Consider the following 12,534-nt stretch of genomic DNA (forward strand, 5'->3'; position numbering starts at 1 on the left):
ACGCTCAGCTTCCCGTGGCCGACTTCCAGTCCTCGACGTACGTCTGGAGGTTCTCGGAGATATCGGCCCAGTCCGGCTCGAAGACCTCGACGCCTTCGACGATCTTGTCGAGCGCGACCGCGTTGGCGTCGGTCGCCTTGATGTCCTTGCGCGCAGCGAAGCCGCCGCCGATCTCGCTGACCTGCTGCTGCGCCTCCTGGCTGAGCAGATAGTCGAGGAACTTCTTCGCGTTGGCGTTGTGCGGGGCCTTGCTGACGAGACCGGCCGCGTAGGGCAGCGCGAAGGTGGTCGGCTTGCCGCCTTCCTTGGCGGGGAACCAGATGCCCAGGTTCGGCATGTCCTTGGACTGCGCGTAGTTCATCTGCACGTCACCGTTGGCGGCGAGCAGCTCGCCCTTGTCGACCTTCGGCGCGAGCTTGCCGGTGGAGGCGGAGGGACCGACGTTGTTGGTCTGCAGCTTCTTCAGGTACTCCATGGCGGGCTTCTTGCCGCCGAAGTCGTGCATCGCCTTGATGAGTACGGCGGTTCCGTCACCTGCGACGCCGGGCGTGGAGTACTGGACCTTGTCCTTGTACGAGGAGTCGGTGAGGTCCTCCCAGGTCTTGGGGGCCTTGGCGCCGGTCAGCTCCTTCTTGTTGTAGATGAAGCCGAAGTAGTTGTTCACGACGGAGGTCCACTTGCCGTCGGGCGCCTTGTCGGCACCGTCGACCTCCTCCGATCCCTTGGGCTTGTACGCCTGCAACAGCCCCTTCTCGTCGGCCTGCTGGATGAACGGCGGGAGCGTGATGATGACGTCGGCCTGGGTGTTGGACTTCTCGCGGACGGCGCGCTGCACCATCTCGCCGGAGCCGCCCTCGACGTAGTTCACCTTGATGCCGGTCTTCTTCTCGAAGTCCTTGAAGACCTTGTCGTACCAGCCGTCGCCGTTCTCGCCCTTGAGGCCGTCGGCGCTGTAGACGGTGACCTCCTTGGCGTCGGAGGCGTTGGATTCGCCGCCGCACGCGGTGAGCGAACCGGCGAGGACGAGGCTGCCGGAGAGGGCGGCGAGCGTGCGGTTTCGGGTGAGGCGTGACATGACGTTTCGTACTCCTTGAAGAACCTTGCGGGGACGGGCAGTTCAGCGAGTGCGGATGTTCATCGGTAGGAGGCCCGTGTACGGACGCGCGAGACGGCGAAGAGGACGAGCAGCGTCGCCGCCATCAGGACCACCGCGAGGGCGGCACCGGTGAAGAGGGAGCCGCGGTCGGTGGCCGCGTAGATCTGCACGGGAAGCGGCATCCAGTCCGGCGGGTAGAGCATCATCGTGGCGCTCAACTCGCCCATGGAGAGCGCGAAGCAGAGACCGGCGGCCGCGTTCAGGGACGGCAGCAGGAGGGGCAGCTTCACCTTCCACAGGACGTACGAGGGCCGGGCACCGAGCGATGCCGCGGCCTGTTCGTACGCCGGGTCGAGACGCACGATGGCAGCCGAAACCGACTGGTAGGCAAACGCGGTGACAAGAATCGTGTGCGCGAGGATCACGATCCAGCGCGTGCCGTTGAGGATCATCGGCGGCTTGGAGAACGCGACGAGGATCGCGAGCCCGATCACGACGGACGGCACGGCGACGGGCAGCACGAAGAGCGTGTCGAGCACCCTCCCCCAGAGCCTGGACAGCCTGGGGGTGCCCCCTCCGCCCTTCTTCAGCGAGGCCGCGGCGAGCGCCGCCCAGGACCCGACGGTCAGCGCGAGCAGACTGGCGCCGACCGCAGTGAGCAGGCTGGTGGTGAGGGCCTGGAGCGATTCCCCGCGGGTGGCCGACTCATAGTGCTCGGCGGTGAATCCGGACGGAAAGGCCCCCGACCAGTGGGACGAGAACGACGCCGCGAGGATGACGAGGAGCGGCAGCGCGAACAGCGGCAGGAAGAGGACGAAGAAGAGAACCCAGGTGGCCCACTTCCCCTTGCGGCTATGCACCAACACGACGGCTCACCACCCGGTAGAGGCCGTAGAGACCCACGGAGATCGCGATGTTGACCACGGCGACGACACAGGCCGCCGGATAGTCGGATTCGAGAATGGCCTTGCCGTAGACGAGCATCGGAAGGGTGGTGACCCCCTTCGCGCCCGTGAAGAGCACGATCCCGAACTCGTTCAGGCACATGACGAGTACGAGGCTGCCGCCGGCCGCGAGGGCGGGCAGCGCCTCGGGCAGGATGACCCGCCGGACGATACGGGCGGGCTTGGCGCCCAGGCTGGAGGCGACCTCGAGCTGCGCGGTGTCGATCTGCGAGAACGCGGCGAGGAGCGGGCGCATCACGAAGGGCGTGAAGTACGTGATCTCCGCGAGCAGCACACCCCACGGCGTGGTGAGGAACTGGAAGGGCCCCTCGGCCGCCCCGGTCGCATCCGTCCATATCCCGTTCGCCATGCCCCTGGTGCCGTAGATGAACAGCAGGGCGAGGGTGATGAGGAAGGACGGGAAGGAGAGAAAGACGTCGATGAACTTCGACACGGCTTTCCCGCCGGGGAACGGCACAAAGGCGATGACCAACGCGAGCGCGAACCCCAGCACGAGACACCCGACGGTGGCCCCGACGGCCAGCCAGACGGTGGTGCCGAGCGCCTCCCGAAACGCCTCGGAGGCGAAGACGTCGGAGTAGGGCTGGAGGGAGGTCCCACCGGTGTCGGGCTGAACGGACTGCTGGACCACCAGGGCGAGGGGATAGAGAAAGAAGAGGGCGAGCAGGGCGAGGGGAGGCAGGGCCCACACCCACCTCGGTGTCTTCAGGGGCGGCTTCTCCTTCCGCGCGGGCGCGGTCAGCGTGGCGCTAGCCATCGGTCACCCCCGCGGAAAGAAGCACCGCGTCCTCGGGCGCGAAATGCAACGTGACGTCGTCACCGATGCCCGGCGGGGTCCGCAGCTCCCGAAGGTCAGCCTTCACCCGCTGCCCGGCGACATCGACGTACAACCGATGTGTGGCCCCACGCCACTGGACCTCGGCGACCCGCCCCTTCAGAGGGTTGGGGCCTTCCCCGAGCCCGACCAGATGCGGCCGCACGCACAGCGTGGCGGTGGCCCCCTTCGCGGCACTCCCGGTGTCGACCTTCAACTCGGCCCCGCCAAAAGCGACACCGCCCGAGCCCACGGTCACCGGCAGCAAATTCGCATTGCCCACAAAGGACGCCGTGAACTCCGTACGCGGAGCCCGATAAAGCTCCTGCGGCGTCCCGCAGTCCTGCAACCGGGCCCGGTCCATGACGGCAATCCGGTCCGCCAGGGTCAAGGCCTCCACCTGGTCATGGGTGACGTACAGAATGGAGACGTCGGGCAACTCCCGGTGCAGCCGGGCAAGTTCCGCCAGCATCCCCGACCGCAACTGCGCGTCCAGCGCGGAAAGCGGCTCGTCCAGCAACAGCACCCCCGGCCGAATGGCCAACGCCCGCGCGATCGCGACCCGCTGCTGCTGCCCACCGGACAACTCGCGTGGAAAGCGTTGCGCGTAGGCCGCCATCCCCGTCATCTCCAGCGCCTCGGCGACCCGCCCCGGAATCTCGGACTTGGCCACCTTCTGCGCCTTCATGCCGAAGGCGACATTGTCCGCGACCCGCATATGCGGAAAGAGCGCGTACTGCTGGACGACCATCCCGATCCCCCGCTGATGCGGCGGCAGACCGGTGACATCGCGCTCCCCGATGAACACCCGCCCGGATGCGGGCCGCACGAACCCGGCGACGGCCCGCAGCGCGGTCGTCTTTCCCGAGCCGGAGGGGCCGAGCAGCGCCATGACCTCACCGGGTTCGACGGTCAGGTCGAGGGAGTCGAGGACGACGTTCTTGCCGTAGGCGACCGAGACACCGTCGAAGCGGATCCCGCTGCGTACGGCGCCGGGGGTGCTGTCACTCATGCGCCGACACCCCTGAGTATCGCGGGGAGTTCGGCGACCGAGCCGAGCACATGAGTGGCCCCGGCGTCCGTCAGCGCGGCGGCGTCATGCGCCCCGGTGAGCACACCGGCGACCACCCCGGCCCCGGCCCGCACCCCGCTCTTCATGTCGTACGCCGTGTCGCCCACGACCGCGATCCGCCGGACCCCGTCCACGGCACCCGTGCGCAGGAACGCGCTGAGCACCATGTCCGGGTAGGGCCGCCCGCGACCGCCCGCGTCGGCGGGGCACAGGGTCAGCTCGACCAGGTCGCGCCAGCCGAGCGCGTCGAGGATCGCGTCCTGCGTGACCCGCGCGAAGCCGGTGGTCAACACCACGGTCAGCCCTGCGGACTTGAGCTCCTCGATGGCTTCCCGCGCCCCGGCGATCGGCGCGATGCGGCCGGCGTCGACCAGCTCGCCGTACGCCTTCTCGAAGGCCGTGTTGGCCTGCTGGGCGAGCGTCTCGTCGCCGAACAGATGCCGGAAGACGGAGATCTTGGACTCGCCCATCGTGGCGCGCACATAGTCCAGCTTCGTCTCGTGGTCGGCCGAGCCCGGCTCGACGCCGAGCTGCTGTGCGGCGACGGCGAAGGCCTGCTCCACCAGGCCGCCGTCGGCGACCGTGGTCCCCGCCATGTCCAGTACGACGAGACCGATGTGGTCCGTGGTCGACGTCAACTCCCTCACCATCCCAGTTCGTTCGCGGTCGTCTCGGCGATCGCGGGCGAGCAGGTCATGCCGCGCCCGCCGGGCCCGGTGACCAGCCACACACCGTCGCGCACCTGCTGGCGGTGCACGACACGGCTCGTGTCGACGCACTGCGCGTACACCCCGGCCCAGCGCCGCCTGATCTTCGGCAGCGGGCGGCCCAGGAAGCCCTCGACGACCTCGGTGAGGTGGTCGTAGGGGTCTTCGAGGGTGTCGAAGGCGAAGGGGTGCTCGTACTCGTGGGTGTCGCCGATGGTCAGTCCGCCGTCCTCGCGCTGCACCATCAGGAGCTGCATCTTGTGCGCGGCGGCGGTCGGTGCCTGCGCCTGCCCGGCGTTGAGCGCGTCGAGGGCGTCCGACTTGTACGCCGGGTAGTAGCGGAAGCTGTCGGCGTCGGCGACGGACGTGGTGAGCGTCTCGCCGAGGGGCTCCGTCTGCATCATCTGCAGCCGTACGCGCCGCACGGGCAGCTCGGGTCCGGCCAGCTCGCGCACGAGCCCGCCGAGCCAGGCGCCGGTGGCGAGCACGACGACGTCACCGGTGTGCACATCGCCGTGGTCGTCCCGCACCGCACTCTCACCGACGACCTCGCGGACCTCGCGGCCCGGCAGGAAGGTGTAGTTCGGCGAGGCCAAGAGGGCCTCCCGGAGGCGGAGTTGGGCGGTGCGCGGCTCCACCGCCGCGTCCCGCTCGCACCACAGCGCGGCGCGGAACTCGCCCCGCAGGGCGGGGTTGACCGCGCGGGCCTCCCCCGCGGTCAGCAGCTTGTAGCCGCGCGCGGCCGCGTCGGGCCGGGCGAGGGCCGCTTCGGCGACGGCGTGCTCGCGCTCGTTGCGTACGAGGGTGAGGGAGCCGTTGGCCCGGAAGCCGAGGCCCGGCACGCGCTCGCCGATGCCTTCCCACAGCTCGCGGGCGCGCAGGGCGGTGTCGAGCTCCTCGCCGCCGGCGCGGCCGCTCACCCATATCTGTCCGAAGTTCCGCAGCGAGGCTCCTCGGGCCTCGGTCTCGCGCTCGATCTGTACGACCTCGTGGCCGCGTTCCACTGCGTGCCAGGCGTGCATGGTTCCCACCACGCCGGCTCCTACGACGATGACTCTCACGGCGGCAACGCTCCTGGGGACGGGTGTCCCGCATGGGGCCGGATGGCAACGGGACGGTGAACGGGCACCCAAGGTTGGCCTAGACCCGTTACGTTCTCGTTATCGACGTGGGTCGACCGAAGGGCACGCGTGGGTACTTCTAGCCGCCGTTGCCCAGGTGCGTGGTGAAGGAGAACCGGTCACCGCGGTAGAGGGTGCGTACGCGCTCCAGCGGGTGACCGGAGGTGTCGCGCGAGACGCGGTGGATCAGGAGCATGGGCAGGGCGGGCGGCGTACCGATGAGGAGCGCCTCGCGGGGTGTGGCGAGCACGGTCTCGATGCGTTCGTCGGCGTCGCCGAAGGAGATGCCGAGGCGGTCGCGGAGGTAGGCGTAGAAGGAGGAGTCGGGCTCGAACTCGCGGTCCAGGCCGGGCACGCGGTCCACTGCCACATAGGTACTCTCCAGCCCCACCCGCTCGTCGTCGGCGAGCAGTACGCGCTCCATGTGCCAGACGGGCTCGCCCCGCTCGACGCCGATCTCGGCGGCGAGGGCTTCTGGGGCGGGGAATCGGTCGAGCGAGATGAGATTTCGCCCGGGGGTACGTCCTTGCCTGCGGACCCCTTCGGTGTAGCTCGCCAGGGACAGCGGCTGCTCCAGCTTGGGCCCGGCGACGACCGTGCCGCGCCCCTGCCTGCGCAGCCGCCCTTCGAGCAGCAGCTCCCGCAGCGCCTGCCGTACGGTCTCCCGCGCGACTTCGTACCGCACGGCGAGATCCCGCTCGGTGGGCAGCGTCTGCCCGTCCCCCAACTCCTCTATCAGTACGGCGATTTCGGCCTTGACGGCGTAGTACTTCGGGATCCGCCCGTGCTCGGGAATCCCCGAACGGATGGGCGCTCCGGGCGCCTGCGCGAGGAGATGAGCGGGCGGATTCGAGGAGCGCGGCGGTTTCGGGTTGTTCACAGGGGGATGTTCGCAGACGTTGGTGAACGTGGGGGTGAACGCGGGGTGTGCGACGCCCTCTCCCTCCGCGCCCCACCCGTTGCCTCCCTTTGGCTGTGGGCAGGCGTTCCGCGGGGCGGAACGGGTGGGCACAGCCCCAGTGCCGGGCCGGCTGCGCAACAAGGTCCGGGGTCCAGCAGAGTCTCAGCCCCGCAGCCGCCGGGTCACCACCATCAGCCCCCACCCACCGACGAACAGCCCGACCGCCCCGGCCCCCACGCCCAGCAACAACCCCGGCCCCGTAGCGGCAAGTTCATCGGCGTACGAAGAAGCATCCGGATCCTCGGACCTACCGCCCTCCCTCTCCTCGCCCCCGACCCGCCCCGCATCCCCGTCCTCACCGGCCCCGATCGCGAACGCGTACTCCCCCGACTCCCCCACCCACTCCCCGTCATCAGCCCTCCGCTGCACCACGGCCGCCGACACCACCGCCCGCTCGGACCTCGCATCGGACGTGAACGCCATCCGCACCTTCACCGCGCGAGTCCGGCCCGCCCCCACCGTGAAACCGCCGAAGCCGTCAGAGCCGTCAGAGCCCTCAGCGCCGCCCTCCCCGAAGACACCCACGTTCTCGTCCCGGTCGGTACGTTCGAACCGCACCGGCCGCCACCGCTCCCCGTCGTGGAACTCCAGCCGAATCTGCCCCGGCCGCAACTCCCGCTCCCGGTCGACGAGGACGACCACGGGATGGATCTCCCCGCACCTCCCCCGCGTACCGTTCTTCAGCTCGACGGTCCAGCTCCGGAAACCACCGCCGGATACGTAGGTGTCAGGACCCCCCTCGATCCGCGCCCCGATCGGAAACTCCCCGCGCGTCGCGGAGAAGCAGGTGGGCTGCCCGGAAGCCACCGCACCCACCGCGGACGGCACCGCCCCGGCGACGACCAGGGCGGCTGCGGTGGCGCCGGAGGCGAGGAAGCGGCGGAGTCGCATAGGGGCCTTTGCTGAGCCGGGATCGGGCGTGCGGAAGCCACTGGCCATGGCCCGAAACCCTGCCACGCGGGCCCGCCCCGGCCCCGCCCCGCCACAGCCCCCTGCGCCGAGTGGCGGCAGCAGCTCCCCTGATTCGGCGGATTTTCCGTCAAGTCCGATTGACCCAGGAATCACGCACCGCACAGCCCCCTGCCCCCCTCCCCCTTCGTCTACCCCGCCCTCCCGAACACCGGCGCAAGCACCAACTGCGCCGCGCCCTCCGCCACCGCCCGCTCCCCGCCCGCCGCCACCGCGACCGGCACCTCCCGCTCGCCGCCGCCCCGCCGGACCCGCGCCCCCACCACCGCACCCACCCCGCCCACAAAGCTCTCCTCGGCGGCGAACACCGCCCGCCCGCCCAGCAGCACCAGGTCGATGTCCAGGAGGCTCACGAGATTCGCCGCCGCCACGCCCAGCGCACGCGCCGCCGAGTCGACATCGTCCCGCGCGACCGCCGCGAGGCACAGCGCCTCGACGCACCCCCGCTCGCCGCAGCCGCATGGCGGACCGTCCAGCTGGATCACCTGGTGGCCGAACTCGCCCGCGCCCGTCCTGGCCCCCCGGTAGAGACCGCCGCCGAGGACGAGCCCCGCCCCGAGCCCGGTGCCGAGGTGCAGATACGCGAAGGAATCGGCGACCCCGCCGAGCGCGAGGCCCAGCGCCGCCGCATTCGTGTCCTTGTCCACGACGACCGGCAGGCCGAGGCGTTCCGCGAGGACGTCGCGCAGCTCGAACCCGTCCCACGCGGGGAACCCGGTCACCCGGTGCAGCACCCCGTCCGAGTGGTCGAGCGGCCCCGGCAGCGCGACCCCGACACCCAGCAGCCCCGCCTCCCCCAGCGGACGCAGCAGCTCCCGCACCGCCCCCGCCGCCGCGTCGACCACCGCGTCCGCGCCGGCCCCGAAGTCCAGCGGGGCCCGGCGCTCCGCCACCACCCGCCCCGTCAGATCGGCGAGCACCGCCGTCAGTTCGTCGCGGTCCAGGTGCAGGCCCACCGCGTGCCCCGCCTCCGGGACCAGCCGCAGCAGCGTCCGCGGCTTGCCCCCGGTGGACGCCCGGCGTCCCGCCTCCGTCGCCAGTCCCTCCGTACGCAACCGTGCGGTGATCTTGCTGACGGCCTGCGGGGTGAGGCCGGTGCGCTCGGCGAGCTCCAGGCGGCTTATGCCGTCCTCGTCCGCCGTGCGCAGCAGGTCGAGGACGAGCGCGGCGTTGTGCCCGCGCAGCGCGAGCAGATTCACGCCGGCGCCTGGCCTGCCCCCGCCGACCTTCGTATCAGTCCTGTTCACACCCCCATTGTCGCCCGCGCTTGCGCTTTAGCAACAGCGTTGCTTAAGTGGAACGCATGACTGTGGAACGCATGACTGGTACAGGCTCGGGCTCCCCCGCCCCGTCCGGCTCCGCCCCTCTCCGCGTGGCCCTCATCGGCTACGGCCTCGCGGGCTCCGTCTTCCACGCCCCGCTGATCGCCGCCACCGAGGGCCTCGCCCTCGACACGGTCGTCACGTCGAACCCCGAGCGCCAGGCGCAGGCCCGGGCCGCGTTCGGCGACGGGCTGCGCGTCGCCGCCTCGGCGGACGAGCTCTGGGACCGGGCGGACGAGCTGGACCTGGTCGTGATCGCGTCGCCGAACAAGACGCATGTCGCGCTCGCCACCGCCGCCGTCAAGGCGGGTCTCCCGGTCGTCGTGGACAAGCCGATCGCGGGCACCGCCGCCGAGGCGCGCGAGCTCGCCGCGCTCGCGGACGACCGCGGACTGCTCCTCTCCGTCTTCCAGAACCGCCGCTGGGACAACGACTTCCGTACGCTCCAGAAGCTCGTCGCCGACGGCGAGCTGGGGGACGTATGGCGCTTCGAGTCCCGCTTCGAGCGCTGGCGTCCACAGCCCAAGGGCGGCTGGCGCGAGTCCGGAGACCCGGAAGAGATCGGAGGTCTCCTCTACGACCTCGGGAGCCACGTCGTCGACCAGGCGCTGGTCCTCTTCGGCCCGGCGATGTCCGTGTACGCCGAGTCGGACGTGCGCCGCCCCGGCGCGGAGGCGGACGACGACACGTTCATCGCCATCACGCACGCCAGCGGCGTCCGCTCGCATCTGTACGTCAGCGCCACCACCGCCCAACTCGGACCGCGCTTCCGTGTCCTGGGCTCCGCGGCCGGCTATGTGAAGTACGGCCTCGACCCGCAGGAGGCGGCCCTGCGCGAGGGCGAGCGCCCCACGGGCGAGGGCGACTGGGGCGTCGAGCCCGAGTCGATGTGGGGCCGCGTCGGCTCCGGCGAGTCCCCGCTGACCGGCGGCGGCAACCCGGTCGAGACGCTGCCGGGCGACTACCCGGCGTACTACGCGGCCGTCGCCGCCGCACTCCGCGGCACCGGCACCAACCCGGTCTCCGCCTACGAGGCCGCGGCCGCGCTCGACGTCCTGGAGGCGGCCCGCCGCTCGGCGCGCGACGGCGTGACGGTGGTCGTATGAAGACGGCCCCCACGGTCGAGGAGCTGGAGGCCCAGGAACTCCGCCTGGCCCTCCCCCACTTCACGTACGAGGACGCCTGGGCACTCGGCACCCTTCTGGTCGAACTGGCCCGCGAGCGCCGGGCCCCGGTGGCCGTCGACATCACCCGCGGCGGCCAGCAGCTCTTCCACGCGGCCCTGCCCGGCTCGACCCCGGACAACGACGCCTGGATCGCCCGCAAGCGCCGCGTGGTGGAACGCTACGGCTGCTCGTCCCTCCTGGTCGGCACGCGTTTCCGCGCCAAGGGCACGACGTTCGAGGAGTCGTCCCGCCTGGACCCGGACACCTACGCGGCGCACGGCGGCGCGTTCCCGATCGCGGTGCGGGGCGCGGGAGTGATCGGCACGGTGGTCGTCTCCGGGCTGCCGCAGCTGGAGGACCATGCGCTGGTGGTGGAGGCGCTGGAGCGGTTCAAGTAACCCTGAGGCGGTCCTGAAAGGGGCTGCCTGCAGCGGTCCTGCAAGGGGGGCTGCCCGCGGTGGTCCTGAAGGGGGCTGCCCGTGGTGGCAGCCCCCGAAGCCCTACGCCTGCTTCAACTCCTGCCGCTGCCGACCGAGACCCTCGATCTCCAGTTCCACGACGTCCCCGGCCCGCAGATACGGCTTCGGCTCGGGCTGCCCCATGGCGACACCCGCCGGTGTACCGGTGTTGATGACATCGCCCGGGTACAGCGTCATGAACTGGCTTACGTAGCGCACCACTTCCGCCACCGGGAAGATCTGCTGCGACGTGCTGCCGTCCTGCTTCAGCTCTCCGTTGACCCAGAGCTTGAGGGACAGGTCCTGCGGGTCGGCGACCTCGTCCGCCGTCACGAGCCAGGGGCCCAGCGGGTTGAACGTCTCGCAGTTCTTGCCCTTGTCCCAGGTGCCGCCGCGCTCGATCTGGAACTCGCGTTCCGAGACGTCGTGCGACACCGCGTACCCGGCGACGTGTGCGAGCGCCTCCTCGTCCGACTCCAGGTAGCGCGCGGTGCGCCCGACGACGATCGCGAGCTCGACCTCCCAGTCGGTCTTGACCGACTTGCGCGGCACCAGGACGGTGTCGTCGGGTCCGACGACCGTGTCGGCCGCCTTGAAGAAGACGACGGGTTCGGCGGGCGTCGCGGCCCCCGTCTCGGCCGCGTGGTCGTGGTAGTTGAGCCCGATGCACACGACCTTGCCGATCCGGCCCACCGGCGGTCCGACCCGCAGCCCCGCCGCGTCAAGGGCGGGCAGCTCGCCCGATTCGGCGGCGGCCCTGATCCGGTCGAGGGCCGCCGGGTCGGCGAGCAGCGTCCCGTCGATGTCCGTGACGGTGCCTGACAGGTCCCGCAGGGTGCCTTCGGCGTCGAGCAGCGCCGGGCGCTCGGCCCCCGCCGTACCGACTCGGAGCAGCTTCATGGTCAATCTCCCTTGGTCGAGCGCGATCGGTCTGCTCCGACCGGCCGCGTGGCCAGGCCTCCGACGGGTTGCGGCCATCGGAGGATTGGTCGATCGTCCAAGGTCGGCGTCCACTCCGCAAGACCCTGTTCACGGACCGGACCGTTACCCGGCGGTAGCTCCGGTCAGGACGCCGCGGCCAGCGCGCCCGGCCCGTACGGCATGTCCCGGTAGAGCACCGCCCGCTCGACCGCGCTCCAGGTCGTGCTGGTGACGACGTACAGCGCGGCGGCCAGCGGGACGAACGCCACGGTGAACAGCGTCATGAAGGACATGAACGGCATGACCTTGGTCATCGCCGCCATGCCGGGCATCTGCTGGGCCGGGTCACCGGCACCGCCGGGCGCGTCCGCGGCGGCGGCCATCTGCTTCTTCGTACGCAGGAAATTGAAGGTCGCGACGGCGGCGACGATCGCGAAGAGCCCGAGATAGACGAGCCCCTGCGCCCCGAAGACCCCGCCGTCGGAGAGCGCGTCCGCCCAGCGCCCGCCGAGCGGCGCCGCGAAGAGCTTGTGGTCGAGCAGCGCGTTGGCCTCTCCGCCGATGCTCGAGCTGGAGAAGAGGTGGTAGAGCAGGAAGAACGCCGGCAGCTGGAAGAGGCTGGGCAGGCATCCGGAGAGCGGCGAGACCTTCTCCTTCGCGTGCAGTTCGAGGATCGCCTTCTGCAGCTTCTCGGGGTTCTTGGCATGCTTCTTGCGCAGCTGGGCGATCTGCGGCGACAGCTTGGCGCGGGCCTTCTGGCCACGGGCCGACGCCCGCGACAAGGGGTGCACGAGCAGTCGTACACAGGCGGTGAAGAGCACGATGGCGGCGGCCATCGCGGAGGCCTGGAAGACCGGCTGGAGCAGATCGGCGAGGGAGCCGACCAGGTCGGCGAACAGGGACATGAAGTCGGACAGCATTGCGGACATGGAGAAGCCCTCCGGGGGTCTCGTCGTGCCGAG

Annotated in this window: 13 protein-coding genes; 2 read left to right on the forward strand and 11 right to left on the reverse strand. The window is 70.8% G+C overall.

What is annotated here, in order from left to right; genetic code table 11:
- Window positions 1-4: 4 nt before the first annotated feature.
- The 9 genes from ACIBKX_RS06010 to ACIBKX_RS06050 all read right to left on the reverse strand — a co-directional run bounded on the left by ACIBKX_RS06010 (window position 5) and on the right by ACIBKX_RS06050 (window position 8,952).
- A complete protein-coding gene (locus ACIBKX_RS06010) occupies window positions 5-1,075 on the reverse strand; it encodes a 2-aminoethylphosphonate ABC transporter substrate-binding protein (RefSeq protein ID WP_363271914.1) in 1,071 nt (356 codons plus the stop codon).
- Between the two features lie 59 nt (window positions 1,076-1,134).
- Window positions 1,135-1,962 carry an ABC transporter permease subunit gene (locus ACIBKX_RS06015; RefSeq protein WP_363271915.1) on the reverse strand — a complete coding sequence of 276 codons (828 nt, stop codon included), beginning with the start codon at window positions 1,960-1,962 and terminating at the stop codon, window positions 1,135-1,137.
- A complete protein-coding gene (locus ACIBKX_RS06020; protein ID WP_363271916.1) occupies window positions 1,949-2,818 on the reverse strand; it encodes a 2-aminoethylphosphonate ABC transporter permease subunit in 870 nt (289 codons plus the stop codon). The genes ACIBKX_RS06015 and ACIBKX_RS06020 overlap by 14 nt, the downstream gene beginning before the upstream one ends.
- Window positions 2,811-3,887, reverse strand: a complete 1,077-nt coding sequence (locus ACIBKX_RS06025) for an ABC transporter ATP-binding protein (protein ID WP_363271917.1) — start codon at window positions 3,885-3,887, stop codon at window positions 2,811-2,813. Before ACIBKX_RS06025 ends, ACIBKX_RS06020 begins: the two co-directional genes overlap by 8 nt.
- On the reverse strand, window positions 3,884-4,585 hold the full coding sequence (locus ACIBKX_RS06030) for a phosphonatase-like hydrolase (protein WP_399375649.1): 702 nt from the start codon (window positions 4,583-4,585) through the stop codon (window positions 3,884-3,886). Before ACIBKX_RS06030 ends, ACIBKX_RS06025 begins: the two co-directional genes overlap by 4 nt.
- 5 nt (window positions 4,586-4,590) lie before the next feature.
- On the reverse strand, window positions 4,591-5,715 hold the full coding sequence (locus ACIBKX_RS06035) for a TIGR03364 family FAD-dependent oxidoreductase (protein WP_363271919.1): 1,125 nt from the start codon (window positions 5,713-5,715) through the stop codon (window positions 4,591-4,593).
- Window positions 5,716-5,854: 139 nt separating this feature from the next.
- Window positions 5,855-6,655: a GntR family transcriptional regulator gene (locus tag ACIBKX_RS06040; protein ID WP_363271920.1), complete on the reverse strand. Its 801-nt coding sequence runs from the start codon at window positions 6,653-6,655 to the stop codon at window positions 5,855-5,857.
- Between the two features lie 183 nt (window positions 6,656-6,838).
- Entirely contained in the window at window positions 6,839-7,627 is a 789-nt protein-coding gene (locus ACIBKX_RS06045) for a hypothetical protein (protein ID WP_363271921.1), read from the reverse strand.
- Between the two features lie 209 nt (window positions 7,628-7,836).
- A complete protein-coding gene (locus tag ACIBKX_RS06050) occupies window positions 7,837-8,952 on the reverse strand; it encodes an ROK family transcriptional regulator (RefSeq protein WP_363271922.1) in 1,116 nt (371 codons plus the stop codon).
- 71 nt (window positions 8,953-9,023) lie between these two features.
- On the opposite strand from ACIBKX_RS06050, the gene ACIBKX_RS06055 reads away from it, so the two are divergent.
- Window positions 9,024-10,133: a Gfo/Idh/MocA family oxidoreductase gene (locus tag ACIBKX_RS06055; RefSeq protein ID WP_363271923.1), complete on the forward strand. Its 1,110-nt coding sequence runs from the start codon at window positions 9,024-9,026 to the stop codon at window positions 10,131-10,133.
- Window positions 10,130-10,591 carry a heme-degrading domain-containing protein gene (locus tag ACIBKX_RS06060; protein ID WP_363271924.1) on the forward strand — a complete coding sequence of 154 codons (462 nt, stop codon included), beginning with the start codon at window positions 10,130-10,132 and terminating at the stop codon, window positions 10,589-10,591. The genes ACIBKX_RS06055 and ACIBKX_RS06060 overlap by 4 nt, the downstream gene beginning before the upstream one ends.
- Window positions 10,592-10,693: 102 nt before the next feature.
- Here the strand turns inward: ACIBKX_RS06060 and ACIBKX_RS06065 are convergent, their stop codons facing one another.
- On the reverse strand, window positions 10,694-11,551 hold the full coding sequence (locus ACIBKX_RS06065; protein ID WP_363271925.1) for a fumarylacetoacetate hydrolase family protein: 858 nt from the start codon (window positions 11,549-11,551) through the stop codon (window positions 10,694-10,696).
- Between the two features lie 164 nt (window positions 11,552-11,715).
- The gene (locus ACIBKX_RS06070) at window positions 11,716-12,489 is read right to left on the reverse strand and encodes a YidC/Oxa1 family membrane protein insertase (RefSeq protein ID WP_363272054.1); all 774 of its coding nucleotides are present in this window, start codon (window positions 12,487-12,489) and stop codon (window positions 11,716-11,718) included.
- Between the last annotated feature and the right edge of the window lie 45 nt (window positions 12,490-12,534).

This window comes from Streptomyces sp. NPDC050658, from assembly GCF_044457025.1.
GTDB lineage: Bacteria > Actinomycetota > Actinomycetes > Streptomycetales > Streptomycetaceae > Streptomyces.